Origin of the sequence: Paenibacillus cymbidii (assembly GCF_004764705.1) — a bacterium.
Classification (GTDB): Bacteria; Bacillota; Bacilli; order Paenibacillales; family NBRC-103111; genus Paenibacillus_AN; species Paenibacillus_AN cymbidii.
Window position 1 is genome coordinate 112,698 of sequence record NZ_SHLX01000009.1, and the last position, 19,248, is coordinate 131,945.

15 protein-coding genes are annotated in these 19,248 nt (G+C 56.7%); 14 read left to right on the forward strand and 1 reads right to left on the reverse strand.

Annotated elements, in window-relative coordinates; translation table 11 throughout:
- The first annotated feature begins 8 nt into the window (after nt 1-8).
- The 14 genes from EXY20_RS14415 to EXY20_RS14475 all read left to right on the forward strand — a co-directional run bounded on the left by EXY20_RS14415 (nt 9) and on the right by EXY20_RS14475 (nt 18,469).
- Nucleotides 9-206: a cold shock domain-containing protein gene (locus EXY20_RS14415; protein ID WP_025847772.1), complete on the forward strand. Its 198-nt coding sequence runs from the start codon at nt 9-11 to the stop codon at nt 204-206.
- 166 nt (nt 207-372) lie between these two features.
- The gene (gene hpf / locus EXY20_RS14420) at nt 373-921 is read left to right on the forward strand and encodes a ribosome hibernation-promoting factor, HPF/YfiA family (RefSeq protein ID WP_135552202.1); all 549 of its coding nucleotides are present in this window, start codon (nt 373-375) and stop codon (nt 919-921) included.
- 241 nt (nt 922-1,162) lie between these two features.
- Complete coding sequence (locus EXY20_RS38915) at nt 1,163-1,321, forward strand: hypothetical protein (RefSeq protein WP_167859221.1); 159 nt, start codon at nt 1,163-1,165, stop codon at nt 1,319-1,321.
- 4 nt (nt 1,322-1,325) lie between these two features.
- Nucleotides 1,326-2,879: a hypothetical protein gene (locus tag EXY20_RS14425; protein ID WP_135552204.1), complete on the forward strand. Its 1,554-nt coding sequence runs from the start codon at nt 1,326-1,328 to the stop codon at nt 2,877-2,879.
- A 145-nt stretch (nt 2,880-3,024) separates the two neighbouring features.
- A complete protein-coding gene (gene secA, locus EXY20_RS14430) occupies nt 3,025-5,526 on the forward strand; it encodes a preprotein translocase subunit SecA (RefSeq protein WP_135552206.1) in 2,502 nt (833 codons plus the stop codon).
- A gap of 69 nt (nt 5,527-5,595) precedes the next feature.
- A protein-coding gene (gene prfB, locus EXY20_RS14435; protein ID WP_135552209.1) for a peptide chain release factor 2 occupies nt 5,596-6,712 on the forward strand; the annotation gives its coding sequence in 2 pieces (ribosomal slippage) (nt 5,596-5,667 and nt 5,669-6,712; 1,116 coding nt in all).
- A 44-nt stretch (nt 6,713-6,756) separates the two neighbouring features.
- Nucleotides 6,757-7,398, forward strand: coding sequence for a nucleotide exchange factor GrpE (gene grpE / locus EXY20_RS14440; protein WP_135552211.1), 642 nt, complete (start codon nt 6,757-6,759; stop codon nt 7,396-7,398).
- 16 nt (nt 7,399-7,414) lie between these two features.
- Nucleotides 7,415-9,304, forward strand: coding sequence for an Hsp70 family protein (locus tag EXY20_RS14445; protein ID WP_235885895.1), 1,890 nt, complete (start codon nt 7,415-7,417; stop codon nt 9,302-9,304).
- Nucleotides 9,305-9,317: 13 nt separating this feature from the next.
- Nucleotides 9,318-10,580 (forward strand): J domain-containing protein, encoded by a 1,263-nt coding sequence (locus EXY20_RS14450; RefSeq protein ID WP_135552216.1) that lies wholly within the window; start codon nt 9,318-9,320, stop codon nt 10,578-10,580.
- A 249-nt stretch (nt 10,581-10,829) separates the two neighbouring features.
- Entirely contained in the window at nt 10,830-13,211 is a 2,382-nt protein-coding gene (locus EXY20_RS14455; protein WP_167859223.1) for a helix-turn-helix domain-containing protein, read from the forward strand.
- A 209-nt stretch (nt 13,212-13,420) separates the two neighbouring features.
- Nucleotides 13,421-14,977, forward strand: coding sequence for an extracellular solute-binding protein (locus EXY20_RS14460; RefSeq protein WP_135552220.1), 1,557 nt, complete (start codon nt 13,421-13,423; stop codon nt 14,975-14,977).
- 91 nt (nt 14,978-15,068) lie between these two features.
- Nucleotides 15,069-15,998 (forward strand): ABC transporter permease, encoded by a 930-nt coding sequence (locus tag EXY20_RS14465; protein WP_235885897.1) that lies wholly within the window; start codon nt 15,069-15,071, stop codon nt 15,996-15,998.
- A 13-nt stretch (nt 15,999-16,011) separates the two neighbouring features.
- Nucleotides 16,012-16,902 (forward strand): carbohydrate ABC transporter permease, encoded by an 891-nt coding sequence (locus tag EXY20_RS14470; RefSeq protein WP_135552222.1) that lies wholly within the window; start codon nt 16,012-16,014, stop codon nt 16,900-16,902.
- A gap of 37 nt (nt 16,903-16,939) precedes the next feature.
- Nucleotides 16,940-18,469 (forward strand): glycoside hydrolase family 10 protein, encoded by a 1,530-nt coding sequence (locus EXY20_RS14475; protein ID WP_135552224.1) that lies wholly within the window; start codon nt 16,940-16,942, stop codon nt 18,467-18,469.
- Between the two features lie 165 nt (nt 18,470-18,634).
- Here the strand turns inward: EXY20_RS14475 and EXY20_RS14480 are convergent, their stop codons facing one another.
- The gene (locus EXY20_RS14480; protein WP_135552226.1) at nt 18,635-18,880 is read right to left on the reverse strand and encodes a hypothetical protein; all 246 of its coding nucleotides are present in this window, start codon (nt 18,878-18,880) and stop codon (nt 18,635-18,637) included.
- Nucleotides 18,881-19,248 lie beyond the last annotated feature (368 nt).

Below are 19,248 nucleotides of genomic sequence, written 5' to 3' on the forward strand. Positions count from 1 at the left end.
TGTTTTACATGCAAGGTAAGGTTAAATGGTTCAACGCCGAAAAAGGCTACGGGTTCATTGAACGCGAAGACGGAGGAGACGTATTCGTCCATTTCTCCGCTATCCAATCCGAAGGCTTCAAGACACTTGAAGAAGGCCAATCGGTAGAATTCGATATCGTTGAAGGCGCACGCGGACCACAAGCAGCTAACGTCGTTAAGCTCTAATCATACGGCCGCGTTCGGCCGCTTTGAATAGATGGTGATACCTACGCTAGCAGCAGCACCCCGAAGACTATTTCGGGGTGCTTTTTTCATGTTATTGAATGGTAAATGAGCTTTGAACGCCGCGGCGAAATCAAGTATAATGAAAGAGAAAGGAGGAGGTATACCTATGAAGTTCAACATTCGCGGAGAGAACATCCAAGTCACCGAGGCGCTCAAAGAGTACGTGGAGAAGAAGCTCAGCCGTCTGGAAAGGTATTTCGAAACTCCCCCTGTTTCCGATGTTAGCGTCACGCTGGGCGTGGTGCGCGAAATGCAAAATGTCGAGGTGACGATTCCGCTGACGGGGTTTATGCTCCGAGCGGAGGAACGGGCCGCGGATATGTACGCCTCCATCGATTTGGTCGTGGACAAACTGGAACGTCAAATTCGCAAGCACAAGACCAAGGCCAATCGCAAGATCAGACAGGAAAGCGGATTTAAGAATGTGTTTAAAATAGAAGGAATTCCGTCTCACCTGCACGAAGACGAAGACGAGTTCGAACTGGTTCGTACGAAGCGGTTTACGCTGAAGCCGATGGACATCGACGAAGCGATTCTGCAGATGAATATGGTAGGTCACAGCTTCTTCGTTTTCGCCAATTCCGACACCGAAAAGGTGAATGTCGTGTACAAACGCCACGACGGCAAATACGGATTAATTGAGCCGGCTACCTAGAAGCGCCGGAAAGAACCAACGTAATTATGTGGCGCAATTAACAAAATAAAAAGTTAGCAAGAAAAATGCCCCCGTCGGGGGCATTTTTTTTACGATTGGTATAATTTTTCGGTCGGCAGATTCCGATAGTTAGATTAGGTGCTGTTTTGACAAAACATGCGCACGCTTATTTTTTTGTCGAAACAGGAAGCAATATCGTTTCACAGCTGCATGGATGCAGAGGCTTGGGGAGGAGGGATCCTTGAACGACAGCTTATTTGCGCGCGCTACCGGGAATAGCGCGAGCTTAAGAATGGCGGCTTTACGCGATAAATCGTGGGGATCCAATTTCATGACCGTTTCTGGTACAATGGGAGCAGGACTTTCGATTTATTCAGGAATTCGACAAAAGGAGATGTGAGTGCATGAAAGGCTTGTTGAGCAAGAAGCTGCTGGCGTTTACGCTTGCTGCGGCAATCGCGATTCCGGCGGCGCCGGTATTGGCGGCGACAGCTGTCACTACGGCAGCCATTGATTTGACGGTGAGCAAGTTTGCCGATGAAGGCACGAAAGTTTTGACGCAAACAAGATCCGGACTGAGTGTTGTGGTACAGGACAGCAGCGGCAAAGTGCTTACCAAAGATACGGACTACAACGTTTCCGAATCCGGCGGCAAGTATTCGATCACCAACTTGACGAAGAAAGACACGTACAGCATTACGGTTAACGAAGACGAAACTCAGTACGCTACGGTTAAGGTGCCGATCACGTCGTTCAGCGCCAAGGCGAAAACAGCCAAGCTCACCTGGGCCGACAGCAACGAGTTTTCGACGAAAAAAGTCGGCGCAGTTGGCGGTATCGTAACGGACGGCAGCGGCGGCGTTTCGGACGATGCCAAGCTGATCGTGAAGAACACTTCCGTTACATACACCACTTACTCCAACGAGCTGGGCGCGTTCAAGGCATACGTACCTTCGGGCAAATATGACTTTATCGTAACGGGCGCGAACAGCAACTACCAAAACGTGTTGTATTCCCTGACCGTAACCGCAGGTCAAACGGCAGCTCCGCTCGATACGCTGAGCACGAAGACGGCGAACAACCCGGACTTCCCAGGCATCGTTCTTCCGGAAACCATTGCCGGGGAAACGACAACGATCACGGGTACCGTTTACGGAGCGGGTTACGCGATTTCCGTATTCTCGGTAACTGACGGAACGTATACCTTGCTTGGATCGGGTGTTTCCAAAGCTGCCAAGAACGGCAACCCGACGTTTAGCGTGAAGTTGCCTTCGGCTCAACCGGATTCGACGATTGTCGTTCGCGCCGAAGATAAAGCCGGCAATGTCGGGGAAAAATCTGCAACGATCAGCAAAGTCACATTGACCGACTACAAAGTCCCGACCAACGCCAATGTTGGCACCGACTTCAACATTACATTCAAGGACCCGGCCAAGAAGTTCCACACGGGTGTTACAGAAGTAACGTATAAAGTCGGTAGTGATGTCTTCACGTTGGCGGTTACGGATTATACTTACGGATCCGGCAAGCTCACCATCAAGGCCGGTTCGCTTCCGGTTGGCAGCTACGTAATCGGCGCCAAATCGACCGGTTACAACGATTTGGTATCTCCTAGCGTGTCGGTAGCCAAATCGACCAAATCCGCCGGAACGATCGCTGCAACAGCAGCGGCGGGCACTGCAGCCAATTCGACGAAAATCACGATTACAACTCCTAAAGCCGACGCTGCGAACGTATGGCAAATCGTATACGGCAGCACAACGCCTACATTGTTGAAGCTGTACGATGCGAAACCGGAAACGGTGAACGTGGCTGACTACACCTCCGGCGCTGATGTCGTAGGCGTAGACGCAACAACGAACAAATACATCGCACTGTACGAAGTCAACGCAGAAGGTCAAGTTATCAAAGCCAAGTCGATCACGCTCAGCAAAACCACTGTAAAAGCTGGCGAGTAAAAACGATTCGACAACCCTTGCAGGGATTTTCCTTGCAAGGGTTGTTTTTTTATGCCGATGGTCAAGCAACTCCGCTACAGTTGCTACTCCCCCATCAAACTGATACAATTTATGCAAACTAAGTTTTTGGGGAAGGGGCACATCCATGCTTGGACTCGTAAGAAAACTATTTGGCGATGCCAATGAACGTGAAATCAAAAAGATGATGCGCACGGTAGACGAGATCAACGGGTTGGAGCCGCAGATGCAAGCGTTGTCGGACGAGCAGCTTCGCGCGAAGACCGATGAATATAAAGAAAGGTACGAGAAGGGCGAAACGCTCGACGATTTGCTGCCGGAGGCGTTCGCCACGGTACGGGAAGCGGCAAAACGGACGCTCAACATGCGCCACTTCGACGTGCAGTTGATCGGCGGCATGGTGCTGCATGAAGGGCGCATCGCCGAGATGAAGACCGGGGAAGGGAAAACGCTCGTCGCGACGCTTCCGCTCTATTTGAATGCGCTCAGCGGCAAGGGCGTGCATCTGGTCACGGTGAACGATTATTTGGCCACGGTCGGCAGCCAGGTCATGGGCCAGGTATACAATTTCCTCGGCATGACGGTCGGGCTGAACCTGAACCAGATGGACCACGACGAGAAGCGGGCGGCTTACGCCTGCGATATCACCTACGGGACGAATAACGAGTACGGCTTCGACTATTTGCGCGACAACATGGTGCTCTACAAGGAGCATATGGTGCAGCGGCCGCTTAATTTTGCCATCGTCGACGAAGTGGACTCGATTCTGGTCGACGAAGCGCGGACCCCGCTCATCATTTCCGGACAAGCCGCCAAATCGACGGAGCTTTATTTGACTGCAGACCGATTCGTCAGCCGTCTGCGCGAGGAAGATGACTATACGGTCGATGTGAAGCTGAAGACGGTCATGCTGACCGAAGCCGGCGTGGAGAAGGCGGAGAATCAGTTCAACATCGAAAATTTGTTCGATCATGCGAATGTGATGCTGAACCATCACATTACGCAAGCGCTCAAGGCGCACGTCATCATGAAGCGGGACGTCGATTACGTCGTGCAGGAAGGCGAAGTCGTCATCGTCGACGAGTTCACCGGACGGCTCATGACCGGCCGCCGCTACAGCGACGGGCTGCACCAGGCGATCGAAGCGAAGGAAGGCCAGAAGGTCCAGAACGAAAGCATGACGCTGGCGACGATTACGTTCCAGAACTATTTCCGGATGTATCAGAAGCTGGCGGGCATGACCGGTACGGCGAAGACGGAAGAAGAAGAGTTCAAGAAAATTTACGGCCTGGAAGTTATCGTGGTGCCGACGAACCGGCCGATGATCCGCACCGACATGCCGGATATCGTCTACAAGACGGAGAACAGCAAGTTCCGCGCCGTTGTCGACGTGATCGTCGAGCGGCACAAAAACAATCAGCCGGTGCTCGTCGGTACGGTATCGATTGAAAACTCCGAACGCGTGTCGGAGATGCTGAAGAAGAAAGGCATCAGCCACAAGGTGCTGAACGCCAAGTTCCATGCCGAGGAAGCGCAAATCGTCGCTTTGGCCGGTCAACCTGGCGCGGTGACGATCGCAACGAACATGGCGGGCCGCGGGACGGACATTTTGCTCGGAGAAGGCGTGCCGGCGCTAGGCGGGCTGCATATTATAGGTACGGAGCGCCACGAAAGCCGGCGGATCGACAACCAGCTGCGCGGTCGTGCCGGCCGGCAAGGCGACCCGGGTTCGTCGCAATTTTATATTTCGCTTGAGGATGAGCTGATGCGCCGTTTCGGCGCCGACAACATCATGGGCATGATGGAACGGCTCGGATTCGAGGAAGACCAGCCGATCGAGAGCCGGCTCATCACCAAAGCGATCGAATCCGCGCAGAAGCGGGTCGAAGGCAACAACTTCGACGTGCGCCGCGTGGTCTTGCAGTACGACGACGTGATGAACCAGCAGCGGGGCATCATTTATAAGCAGCGCCGCGAGTTGCTCGAATCCAGCGATATTCGCGATATCATCCACGGCATGATCAAGCCGGTGATCGAGCGGATTGTCGCGGCGCATTGCCCGGACGAACAGGTTCCGGAGGAATGGGATCTGCAAGCGATCGTCGAGTACGCGCATGCGACGTTCCTGAACGAAGGCATGCTGGACAAAGACGCGCTGTGGGGCAAAGAGAAAGAAGAGATGGTCGAATATATCTATTCGCTCGTCGAGCAGCTGTATGCCGAACGCGAAGAGGCGATCGGCTCGGAGACGATGCGCGAATTCGAGAAAGTGGTTGCGCTGCGCGCCGTCGACAGCAAGTGGATGGACCATATCGACGCGATGGATCAACTGCGCCAGGGCATTCACTTGCGCGCTTACGGCGGTACCGATCCGTTGCGCGAATACCAGTTCGAAGGCTTCGAGATGTTCCAGACGATGATCGAAAGCATCCACGAAGAAGTCGCGACGTATATTATGAAAGCTCATGTGCAGCAAAATGTGGAGCGCCAAGCCGTGGCCGAGGAAACGTCGGTCAATTCGGGCGAAGCCGTCATCAAGAAGCCGACTCGCGTCGAGGACAAAGTCGGCCGAAACGACCCTTGCCCTTGCGGCAGCGGCAAGAAGTACAAGATGTGTCACGGACGCTAATAAAAAGAATCCATCGGCCGCGGCGCGCTGCGGCCGGCTCATTTTAGACAACGGGAAAGGTGTGGCATCATGATCGATACGAGGGCGAAACAGGATTTGCGGGAAGCGGCAAAGCGACTAACGGAACTTAGGGGGTCTCTTTGACCTCGATCTCAAATTGGAGCAAATTGCCGATTATGAGGAGAAGATGAGCGCTCCCGATTTTTGGGACGATAACGAACGGGCGCAAAAAGTGATTGGCGAGCTGAACGCGATCAAGTCGGTGGTCGAAGATTTCGACGGCCTGAACAACGATTACGAAGAGCTGCAGCTGATGCTCGATCTGATGGAAGAAGAGCAGGACGAATCGATGGTCGGAGATCTGGAAACGAGCGTCGGCGCCCTGATGAAGAAGCTGGAAGCTTATGAACTGACGCTGCTGCTGAGTCAGCCGTACGATCGCCTGAACGCGATCCTCGAGATCCACCCCGGCGCGGGCGGCACGGAGTCTCAGGACTGGGCCGAAATGCTGCTGCGGATGTACCGCCGTTGGGCGGAGAAGCGCGATTTTAAAGTCGAGGTGCTCGACTACCTGCCGGGCGACGAAGCGGGCGTGAAGAGCGTCACGCTGCTGATTAAAGGCTACAACGCTTACGGCTACCTGAAGACGGAGAAAGGCGTGCATCGGCTTGTGCGCATTTCCCCGTTCGACGCGTCCGGCCGTCGGCATACATCCTTCGTGTCTTGCGACGTGGTGCCGGAAATCGACGACGATGTCGAAGTGGACATTCGCACGGAGGATCTCAAAATCGACACGTACCGCTCCAGCGGCGCCGGCGGGCAGCACATCAACACGACCGACTCGGCCGTACGCATCACGCACCTTCCAACCGGGATCGTCGTCACGTGCCAAACCGAACGCTCCCAGATCAAAAACCGCGAACGGGCCATGACCGTGCTGCGCTCGAAGCTGTATGAGAAGAAGATCGAAGAGCAACTGAAGCACTTGGCGGAAATTCGCGGCGAGCAGTCGGACATCGCCTGGGGCAGCCAAATTCGCTCCTACGTGTTCCACCCGTATAGCATGGTCAAGGACCATCGGACGTTGGCGGAAACCGGCAACGTCGGCGCGGTCATGGACGGCGAAATCGACTTCCTGATCGATGCTTACCTGCGGCACCAGATCACGAAGCCGGAGGAAAGCTGACGGTCGAAATCGATACGAAAAGACAAGGAGATCGAATCGGCGTCATGTGGAATATGTGGAGAAAGCGGCAGAACGAACAAAAATCAGCCGAGCTGGAAGCGGTAGAGCGGCTGGAACGGCAGTGGGACGAGCGGCTCGGAGCGTTCGGCGAGATGATGGCGGAACAACTGGGCAAGCTCTCCCGCGTGCAATACAAGTCCGGACAGGAGACGCTGGCCAAAATGGACCGCCTTGGCGGCGGGATCGACGCGCTGGCGAATCGTCTGACGGAACGCGATGAGGAACGAGCTCGACTGGACAACCTGATTCGCGAGAAAGAAGCGGGCATGCAGGAATTGATCCGACTGCTCGACGATTTCGACTTGGCGCGAACGCGGCTGCAAGGAACGGAAATGGATGCATGGTCGAATGTGATTCGGCAATGGTCCGATCGGGTGCTTGCGCTGCTCGCCGGGATGGAGGTTCGCGAGCTGCACGTGCTCGGGCGCAGCTTCGACCCGAGCGTGGCGGAAGCGGTTGCCACAACGACACGCGAGGAGCGTCGGGTTGCCGGGAAGGCGGATGAATTAGACCGGACCGGCGATACCGTGCCGTACGAAGTGGTGGCGGTGGAGCGAAGGGGGTTTGTGACGGGCGATGGCAGGTTGCTCCGCAAAGCGCAAGTGATTACGATTTCCGAAGGATAGGGAGGGGATGATGATTGTGGAGAAGGAAGCACGATTTCGTCCCATAGTCGGTATCGATCTGGGTACGACAAACTCGGCGGTTGCCTATATTCGTAACGGAAAGCCGGAAATCATCGCTTCGCCGCGAGGAGAACGCATTATTCCGTCCGTTGTGCTGATCGATCCGCAGGGCAAGGTCGTAGTCGGCGAAGATGCGCGCGCCTCGCTGGTAGCGATGCCGGATCGTACGATTGCGGCGGTGAAACGCAAGATGGGGGCGGAGGAACGAATTCCGCTGGGCGGGCAGGAGCTGCTGCCTCAGGAAATATCGGCGACGATCCTGCGTGAGCTGAAACGATACGTAGACGCGTTGTACGGGGAAGGCGAGAAGGAAGCGGTCATTACGGTTCCGGCGTATTTTACCGACGAGCAGCGCAGGGCGACCAAGGAAGCGGGAGAATTGGCCGGCTTCGTGACAGAGCGTATTATCAACGAGCCGACCGCCGCGGCGCTGGCTTTTGGACTGGCGAATATGGAAGAAGACCGCCATCTGCTCGTGTACGACCTCGGCGGTGGGACGTTCGACGTGTCGATTGTCGAAATGATCGGCGGCCTGCTGGAAGTGAAAGCGTCTCATGGCAACCGTTTTCTGGGCGGGGAAGATTTTGACTGGAAGCTGGTCGACTGGTTTGCGGAACGAATGATTGCGGAGAACGGCGTCGATCCGCGCGAGGATATTCGCGCCAAGGCGCTGCTGAAGCAAGAGGCCGAACGGGTGAAAAAGGAGTTGTCCGCAGCGGAAACGGTTCAGGTGTCTCTGCCTCTCGTTACGGTGAAGGACAACCGGCCGATCGGTTTGCAGGCGGAAGTGACGCGCAGCGTATTCCTGGAGTTGATCGAGCCGTTCTTGGCGGAAACGATGGCCAGCGTCGATCGGGTCATTGCGGATGCCGAACTGACGCCGCAAGCGATTGACGAAGTGCTGCTGGTGGGAGGTTCGACACGCATTCCGCGGGTGGGAGAGCTGATTCGCGAGCGTTTCGGCAAAGCGCCCCGCGCCGATATCGACCCGGACGAAGCGGTGGCGCTCGGCGCCGCGGTTCAGGCGGGGCTGAAGTCGGGCGCCCTGGCGGACAGCGGATTGGTAGCGACGGATGTGGCGCCTTTTTCGATGGGGATTGCGGTGATGAAAGAAAGGGAGTATGGCACCAGCATGCGGCCGGGCGGGTTTTCGGCTATCATCCCGCGCAACACGACGATCCCGGTTACGCGTACGGAGCGGTATTCGACTACGGTTCCGGGCCAGCAGGCAGTATCGATCGAAATTTACCAGGGCGAACACGAATGGGTGCGCCATAACCATCGCCTTGGCGAGTTTCTGCTGGACGGCGTGCCGGCCAATTCGAAGCATCAAGAAGCGATTGACGTTACTTTCCGTTATAATCTGAACGGCATTCTGGAAGTGACCGCGTTGTGCGTCTCGACAGGGAAAGAGATGACCGTTACGGTACAGGACGCCTTGAACCGCAATTCGCCGGAAGAGCTGGCGGAAAGTGCCGAGCGGTTGAACCGGCTGTGGCAGGACGCCGCTGACGAGGACGACGAGTCGGCGGACGACGCATTCGATTTCGACGATGAAGAGGAGCTCGACGAAGTGCCGGAAGACTGGTTCGACGGCTTGTCCGCACCGGAGTCGGAAGAGGATGCGGATGGCGAGGAAGAGCCGGGCGTACTTCAGGAAGAGGCACAACGTCTGCGGGAACGGGCGAACGAACTGGCGCAAACGCTGCCGGACGCTGCCGGCCGGGAACGCGCCGCAGCGATCGTACAGGCGCTGGGGGAAGCTCTTGCCGATTCGGACGCCATAGAAGCGCTGGAGGAAGCGGTGAATCAGGCGACGGACGACTTGATCGAGCTTGAGTTCTAAGGGGGGGAGAAGGATGGAATCGATCGAAACCGCCAAGCGGAAGCGAGGTCGCAAAAGCAAGCCGAAGCTTGAGAATCATTACAAGACGCTGGGACTGCGGGCCAACGCCACGCAGCAATCGATTCGCCAAAGCTACGTATCGCTGGTCAAGCAGCATCCGCCGGAAACGCACCCCGAGGAGTTTCAGGCGATTCGTCGCGCCTATGACACGCTGCGCGATCCGGCGAAACGCCTCGAGTACGACATGATGCGCAAATACGGCGATAAGCTGGACGGCATCATGAACGAAGCGATGGAACACATCGGCGAACAGCGGTTTGAGAAGGCGGCCCCCTTGTTGGAACGTGCGATTCAGATCGCTCCCGACAACGCTGCTGTGCGGTTCGTGTGCGCGCTTCACGCGCTCCTGCAGGAAGACCTGGATAAAGCGCAGCTCCATTGGAATCATTCCTACGAGCGGTTTGCAAGCGAAGAAGAAAAAGTAGGCTTGCTCGGAGCGAAGGCCAGTTTGCTGCTGGAGCAGAATTATCCGCAGCAGGCGCTGGAGACAATCGAGTTTGCCAGGCAGCAGCATCCTTCTCATACGCACAGGATGGCAAGTTTATCGGCGGCCGTCTATCGGGAGCTGGGGAGAGAGCAAGAGGCATGGGAGACGATCAGCCGTTCGATCCCCGACCCCGAAGCGTATCGCCCGGAGCATCTGCAGCGGTTCATCGATTGGATCAATATCATGATCGATCTGGAGAAATGGTCGTATTGGGGGCAACTGCAAGCGAAAGTCCGCAAGTTTCTGCGAACGTTCACGGATGAGGAAGAGAAGGAAGACATAATCGCCTCCTTGATGGAGGAATGTGCGGAATACGAAGAGGTGCGACGCTTCCGCGAGGCCGAGCTTTTCGCCGAACTGGCTTACTTGGTCAACCCGAAGGACCCGGACCTTCAAGCGCGGCGGCGCGACTTGCAGCACATGGCGCGGATTGAAAAAGAGTTGGATCGGATGGACCGCGACGAGGAGCTGTTTCCGTTGGTTGGCTTGAAGGCGCATGGATGGTTTCAGTCAGAGTGCGGCGATATGGAGGGTGCCGAACAAATCGAAGACATGATCAATCAACTCCAGCGGAGTTTGGATCAAATTGACGAAGCCTACGCCAGTGGCATCAGTCGGTTGAAACGGAAATACCCGCTCGTATACAACAGGTACAAGAAGGATTGGGATAAGCTGTTCGAAGAAAGCACGGCCGGGATGAATCGCGAGATGCGCAGGCAGTTTCGCTGAAGCGGCAGCTTGATGGATAGATGATGCAGAAAACAGATCTCGAGGTCCGCCGTTACGCGGAAGCGAGGTCTGTTTTTGCTTGGCGCGCGCAACCAGCGCAGGTTTTGCTTGTGAACCCCCAATATCCCCATTTTTTCGCGATGCCTGATTTTTGTCATGCGGCGGGAAGCCGCTTTTCCAAGCTGTATGCGGTTACAATCCATGTGCTATAATCGACTTTACCGAAGCGGGCGAAAGGAGCGGGAGGTTATGCTTCATAAATTGATGCGGGCATCCAAGGGGAGAAATTTTCTGATCAAACTGGTGACGCATACGTTGCTGGTCTCCGTGGTTCCGCTGCTTCTGCTAAGCTTGCTGTTTTATCAAAATACGCGGTCGACGATGAAAGCCGAGCTGCAGGCGGCGAATTTGGCCTCGCTGCACAAGTCGGTCCATGCGATGGAGCTGGTCATCGATCAGATCGGCAACAGCTTCATGCAGTTCATAACCGACAGCACGTATCGTGACTACGCACAGTTTCCCCGCGGCGAATATTACGAGCAGTTGACGGGCGCCTTCAACGCGGAGGATATGCCGGGTTTGCAGAAATATTTGTCCAGCAAGGCGAAGCTGAGCTTCAATATCGACAACCTGCGGATGTCGAGCAGTTTCATCGATTCCGTCTACATGTTCGACCGCTCGAAAAATATGATGCTGACGCAAAACGATTTGCAGTTCCCGGCCGACCGATTTTACGACAAGGACTGGAACGTCGGGCTGACGGATCAAAATTACGCGTATCCGATTATTATGGACGTGCGCAACGCGGAGAAGCTGAACGGTACCCGCAAGTTGGTCATTCCGATCGTGTTCAAATCGAGCAACGAAGACAACCTGGTCGTGTTTAATCTGGATGCGCAGCTTGTCTACGACAATATCGTCAAGAAGCTGGACGGCAAGACGAGCGGCAGCTTCTCCGTCTATTCCAAAGGGCGCAAGCTGATGCTGTACGATCGGGACGACAAGCTGGCCGTTTCGGCCGATCGCGAGCTGCGGGAGTCGGCGCTGCTGGAAGGAACCGGGCAGGAAACGGAAATTCGCCTGGACAATTACCGGCTGATGGCGACATCCGCGACGTCCGCTCGCCTCGGCTGGACATTCGTCAGCCTGACCGATCTGGACGTGCTCTATACCAGCATCGACAATTTGCGAGGCATTATGATGACGGTTGGCTTGCTGCTGTTCGTGGCAACCGCGCTGCTGGCGTTTTTGACGAGCCGCCATATTTACAATCCGATTCGGCATTTGCTGCATTTCGTCGCCAGCAACCGCGGCACTTCCTCCACCACCGCCGGGAAATCGCAAGTAGGCGAGCTGAAGACGATCCGCAACGGGCTGATGGAAGCATACGAGGATCGCAAAAGCTTGCAGGTCCGGTTAAAGGAAAGCTTGCCGGCGTACCGGGAGAAGTTTCTGCACACACTGATCAAAGCGGGAACGTATTCCAAGGAAGAAATCAGCGAACGCATGCGGTTTCTCGAGATCGATTTCGGCCTGCAGGGCATTGCGCTGCTCATGATTATGGCCGAAGAGCCGCAGGGCCGGCGCACCGACGTGGAGTGGCGCAACATGATCAAGCTGCGGGCCATCGAAACGATCGAGCGGATCGTCGCCATTCCGGGCCAAGCGGGCGCGCTGCTCGTCGAACTGGGCGAAGATACGGTTGCGCTGCTGGTCAACTGCCGGGAGGAGCGCTTCAAGGAGAGCTTCGCGCTCGCCGAGCGAATCCGTTCGGGAATCCGCGAGGAAATCGGGCTGAACTGCTCGGTCGGCATCGGCACTTACTGCCGCGAGATTACGGAAGTGCCCCGTGCCTATGAAGAGGCGGCGGAAGCGCTTGGCTACCGCGATATGACCGGCCAGGGCGACGTTATTTATATCGAGGACGTCCGGCCGGAGAACGGCCACGGCTTCTATTACCCGAAGGATAAGGAAGAAGCGCTGCAGCATTACATCAAGACCGGCGACAAGTCGGAAGCGCGACGCGTGCTGAACGAGATGCTCGGCGGAGCGGCGCAAGGGCAGGGGGGCAAGGCGCAGTTCCGGCAGGCGCAGCAATTATGGATGCGGCTGCTGGTCGGCCTGCTGGATACGGCGGCACATTATAAGCTCGATCTGCAGAAGACGATGCAGGCGAAGCACAATTTGTATGCGGAGCTGCAGCAGAAGAGCGATTTTGACGACATCTGTGCCTGGTTCTCCGCCATTGTGGATACGATGACCGATTCGATTGGCGAAGCGCAAGAGGAGCGGTCCAGCCGGCATGTGCAGGAAGTGCTGGCCATCATCGAGCGGGACTGCGGCGACAACGTCTCGCTGTCGCAAATCGCCGAGCGTCTGGGTTTGAGCCCATCGTATCTCAGCCGCAGCTTCAAGGAGAAGACCGGGCAGACGTTCATGGCCTACCTGACGGCGGTTCGCATCGAGAAGAGCAAGTCGCTGCTGCTCGGCTCCGATTTGATGGTGAAAGACATTTGCGAGCGGCTCGGCTACGTGAAAGTGAATTATTTTATCAAGCTGTTTAAAGAATGCACGGGCACGACGCCGGGAGAGTTTCGCAAAATGCACGGCCATACTGCCGATGCCGAATAGTGAGGGTGGAGCGATCCACCCTTTTTTGCCGGGATGCCCGGTTTCTGACCTGCGTCATATTCGGGGACGGCCGAACAAGAATAAGGCCTTTCGCGGCGGCGGAACGCCGGCTACGATGAGGATGGTTAACCGCACGGCGGGTTCCGGAACCCGCGGCTCAAGGTTCAACGTTATGTCCGAGCATTATCAATCAAAGGGAGGCACCAGGCATGTTGAAAAAAACAATCCCCCTCGTCATGGCCGGCGTTGTCGCCGTCTCCGTCACGGCTTGTTCGTCAGACAAAAAAGAGAACGGCGGCGCGGCGGCATCGAATTCTCCGGGAGCTGCGCAATCGGCCGCGCCGAAGAAGGTAGAGAAAATTTACTATTACGCCAACGGCGGCCAAGTGTCGCAAACGAAACAGAGCAAGCCGGAGGATCTCGAGCTCGTCAAACAGGCGATCATCGACAAGATCGGCATTGAGGTCGTGCCGATTATTCCGCCGAAAGGAACGGAAGAGGAGAAGCTGAACATCTTGCTTGCCTCGAACGAGCCGCTTGACGTGTTTCTGGCCGGCAAGGTGCCCAATTTCCAGGGCAAAGGCGCACTGATGCCGTTGAACGATCTGCTCGACAAGTACGGGGCGAATATCAAAAAACTGTGGCCGCAGGATTGGGCCGCTTCGTGGCAGGCCGTTTCGACGCCGGACGGCAAAATATGGGGCATCCCGCGGCTTCCGGCGCTGTCGGGCAACACGGTTTATTTGCGTACGGACTGGCTGACGAAATATGGGCTGACCATGCCGAAGACGATCGACGAACTCGAAAACGTGCTGAAAACGTTCAAGGAGAAAGATCCGTCCAGCTCCGGGCAAACGGTTCCGCTGGTCACGAACCTGGCCGGCCTGAACGGCTCCCTCGCCGCCGGCTTCATGGGCACCGGCTACGGCAACTGGATCGATACGGACGGCAAAGTGAAGCCGGCGGTCATGCATCCGGGCTACAAGGATTTCGTCGCCAAGATGGCCGACTGGTACCAGAAGGGCTACATCTTCAAAGAAGCGTTCTCCGCCAAAAACGAGCGGTTGGTCGAGCTGATCAAGCAGAACCGTACGGCATCGTTTGCCGGCTGGTACTCGATTGTCGCCGCCAATATCAGTGCGCTTAACCAGAACGAGCCGAACGCCAAGTACGAGGTGGCCGCCGAGCTGAAAGGACCGAAAGGCAATGTCACCAGCACGGGCGGCATCGACACGAGCGGCTGGGCGATCAGCAAAAATTCGAAAAACGCCGAAGCGGTGATCAAATACATCAATTGGCTGCATTCGGATATCGAGAACTATCTCCTCGCGTTCTACGGCATCAAGGGCAAGCATTGGCGCTACGTCGACGAGAAGAACCACGTGCTCGAAACGCTGAACACCGATTACGCGGGCGAAATGGTCGCCGGAGCAACGTTCGCCTTTACGGTGCAATTCGAAACGAAGGACCCGGTCAACGCGCCGCAATTTGATTACATTCGCAAGTATATTACGAACATGAGCCGCTCCGTTATGCCGGGCGACGCCGAACAGGCGTACAAATACGACAATGCCGCGATTGCGCAGCAAGTGCCGACGTTGACCGATCTCAACCGGATGATGGAAGAAGAAGTGACGAAATTCATCATGGGCGCAAGGCCGATGTCCGATTATGACAAGTTCCTGCAGGAGCTGAACAAGGCCGGGCTCGACAAATGGATCGCAGCCTACTCCGATCAGAATGCGAAAGTGAAAGCGGCGAAGTAACAGGGTTAGGCGAAAAGGGGATGTCCCGGCGGCGCAAGCGCCTCTCGCGTAACGCCGCCGCGGGCTATCCAAGGAAAGGAGGACGCACCGGATGGAGGCGCGAGCCGGACAAGGCATCATGGCGTTCCTGCGCAAGAACAGGCTGTACTATGCGCTTATCGCGCCGGGCTTGCTCTATTTTCTGATTTTTCATTATGTGCCGCTATACGGCATCATTATCGCCTTCAAGGATGTGGCGCCGTTCGACGGCTTTCGCGGCATTTTCACTTCGGAATGGGTCGGGCTGAAGCAGTTTCATACGTTTACGGGATCCTATTATTTCTGGGACATTCTCGGCAATACGGTGATCATCAGCTTGTATCGGCTGCTGTTCGGCTTTCCCGCCCCGATCGTGCTGGCGCTGCTGATGAACGAAGTGCGGATCGTCGCTTTCAAGAAAGTGGTGCAGACGATTTCTTACCTGCCGCATTTTATTTCCATGGTTGTGATGGCGGGGCTGACGACGACCGTATTCGCGCTGGACGGCGGGACGATCAACGAGGTGCTGCATAGGCTGGGCTTCGAGCCGCTTTATTTTCTCGGGGACGGTCGGTACTTCCGCAGCGTGCTCGTGTCGACGGGCATCTGGAAGGAAATCGGCTGGGGAACGATCATCTATCTCGCCGCGATCGCCGGCATCGATCCGCAGCTGTACGAAGCGGCCGTTGTGGACGGGGCGGGCAAGCTGCGGCAAATTTGGCACATCACCATCCCCGGCATTCTGTTCGTTATCGTCATCATGTTTATTTTTGCCGCGGGCGGCTTGCTGAACGCGGGATTCGAGCAAATCTTTCTGCTGTATTCGCCTCCGGTTTACAAGGTCGCCGACATCATCGATACGTACGTCTACCGCAAGGGGCTGGTGGAGATGCAATATTCGTTCGCCACCGCCGTCGCCCTGTTCAAGTCGGTGATCGCGATGGCGCTGTTGCTCGGCACGAATTATTTGGCAAAAAAGCTGAATCAAGACGGCATCTGGTAGAGGGTGGCTGAACATGATACGAAAAAGAGCCGCTTTCGGAGAACGGCTGTTTCAAACGGGCAATTATTTGTTTCTGATTCTGGTGTCGCTGTCGTTCCTGCTCCCGTTCCTGGTCATTCTGTCCAGCTCGTTCGTCAGCGAAAACGAACTGATTCGCAGGGGCAGCTTTATCCTCGTTCCGCACCAGTTTGACTTCACGGCGTACAAGGTGCTGCTGAGCGGCACATCGTCCCTGTATCACGCCTACTATATCACGATTATGCGCGTGGTGATCGGCACATCGCTCAATTTAATCGTCACGGCCATGATGGCTTACGGACTCGCGCGCAAGCAATTGCCCGGACGCAACGCGGTGATCGCTCTCGTGTTCGTCACGATGCTGATCGACGGCGGACTTATTCCGCATTATTTGCTCATGAAGGGGCTTCATTTAACCAACACGTTCTGGGTCATGGTCATACCGGGACTGGTCAGCGCCTGGTACTTGATCATTATGAAAAACTTTTTCTCGCAGCTGCCGGACAGTCTGGAGGAATCGGCCACGATCGACGGCGCAACGCCCTTGCGGGTGCTGATCAGCATCGTGTTCCCGCTCAGCCTGCCGACGTTCGCCACGATCGGGCTGTTCTACGCGGTTGGCCACTGGAATGCCTGGTTCGACGCGATGATCTACATCAACGACACCGACAAGCTGCCGGTACAAGCGATCATGCGGCAAATCGTGCTGCAGTACAGCACCGTCGACATCAACCAGTCGGTGATAGCGAGCCTGTCGGAGAAGCCGACGGCGGAAAGCGTCAAGGCAGCCGTCATCATCGTGACGACATTGCCGATTATGCTGGTATACCCGTTTTTGCAGAAGCATTTCGTCAAAGGGGTATTGACCGGTTCGATCAAAGGATGACGGCGGAAGCCGCGACGCGATTAGGGAGTGGGACGATATGGCGGGTTTGTGCCTGAACGAAGACAACAATCACTTTTATCATAGCCGGCGCGATCGCGAAGTGTCGCGCGCGGATGTCGAAGCGCTCGTCGATCAATATGGGGATACCCAGGTAAACGAATTTCTCGTCAATGTGAACGCGATGCGTACGGTGTTCGACAGCCGGGTGTGGGACTCGTTCTGGACCGGCTACGAGCCTGAAGCGGGAGACGACCAGCCGCTGTTTCGCAGCTTGCCGGCCGAATCCCGCGCCGTGACCCGGGCATGGATTCACCGCGCCTGGAAGATGAAGCAGGACGGACTCGATTTCTGCGGCATTCTGCTGGAGCGTGCCCGGGAGAAAGGGATGTCGCCGTGGGTATCGGTGCGCATGAACGACGTGCACTGCGTCGACGACGAGTCCCACCCGCTCATCGCCGGCTTCTGGCGCGATCGGCCGGAGCTGCGGCGGGTGCGGCACCGTTTCGCGGCATGGACGGACAAGGCGTTCGACTTCGGGCTGGCGGATGTCCGCGAGCATCATTACCGGTTGATCGAGGAGGTGGCGGAACGATACGACTTCGACGGGCTAGAGCTGGACTGGATGCGGTTTGCGTTTCATTTCCGGCCGGGCGAAGAAGAGGAAGGCCGGGCGCATCTGAGCGCGTTCGTACGCCGAGTTCGGGAGCTGCTCGATCGCAAGGGAGCGGAGCGCGGCGTTCGTATCAAACTGGGCTGCCGCGTGCCTTCGCGGCCGCAGACGGCGTTCGATCTCGGCATGGACGCGGTGCGTTGGGCACGCGACGGGCTCGTCGACATGCTCGTGCCGACGCCCTTCTGGGAGACGTCGGAAACGGATATGCCGATCGAGCTGTGGAAGCAGTTGCTTGAAGGCACCGGCGTTCTGTTGGCCGCTGGGCTTGAATTGCTGATCCGGGCCTACCCGGCCAGCCCGCTGCGGCAGACGAACACGCTGGAAACGGTGCGCGGGGCGGCGATTTCGTATCTCTCGCGCGGCGCCGATCGCGTTTATTTGTTCAATTATATGGACGACCACACGGCCATTTCGGATTTGCACCATTATCCCGCGCTGCTGCGGGAGGCGGGGGAGCTTGCCACGCTGCGGGGCAAGCCGCGGCGCCATGTGCTCACGTACGCGGACACTTGGGCGCCCGGGGAACCGCACGCCGCGGCGCTGCCCATTGAGCTGGCGGACGGCCGTCAGCGCGAGGTGCGCATTCCGCTCGGCCCGAAGCCGGAGCTGGGGGAGCGGGCGTCGGTAATTGTCGCGGCGGAATGGCGCGGCGGCAACGGGCAACTGCGGATCTACGCGAACGGGGAAGCGTGCGGGGCGGGCATTGCGGTCGAGCTGCCGTCGCCGAAGCCGGACGGGGCGGTTTATGCTTATGCCGTCCCTGCTGGCGCGCTGAAGAACGGCTATCAGCTCGTTGATCTTCAGTGTATTGCGGAAGAGGGGCCGGCCTCGGCAACGATTCATTGGGTGGAGCTGCGCCTCGAGCGGCAGGGAGAAGCCGCCTCGGGAGAGTAAGCGCCGGCTGGTGGAGACGACGGCCCGGAGTGGCCCATATGCGGGAGAAAGTAACCCCGGATGTTTATCGCAAAAAGCCCCTTGCGCGGCGCTGCTGTAAGGCTGAAATCAGCCTTATTTCGCCCGCTGCATGCCGACGACGCCACTGTAAGGCTGAAATCAGCCTTACTTCGCCCGCTGCATGCCGAAACGCTGCTGTAAGGTTGAAATCAGCCTTACTTCGCCCGCTGCATGCCGAAACGCCGCTGTAAGGCTGAAATCGGCCTTATTTTGTCCACTGTATGCCGAAACGCCGCTACCCTGGAAATACATTTCACTCCACTGTGGTGCCGCCCCGGCGGCATGGAGGTCTGTAAGGCTGAAATCAGCCTTATTTTGCTGATAGTGAATTGGTACAAGAAATGCGGACATTCATGCCTGGCCCCAGGCAAATGGGAACTTTTATGGTCCGTTCCCTTACAGCCCCCTCGTCATCCGAATGATAGGGACAACCCTGTTGTTTCATTCGCTGCAGCAACTTCGCGGGGCTCCCGCGGCGTATTTAGCGCATGTTCCATGCGCTGGAGGGGCTTCGCTGGGCCCCCGCGGGGCGTTTAGCGCATGTTCCATGCGCTGCAGTGGCTTCGCGGAGCGTTTAGCGCCCATTTCCCATATTTCAACCCCAAAAGTGGGTGAATTATAATGACCACTACAAAACACCACAAAAACAGGCCCCTTGGTTTATGACTCTATTTGTATAATTTGTTACCTATCAACAAACAGGTTGCGGAAACGTCACC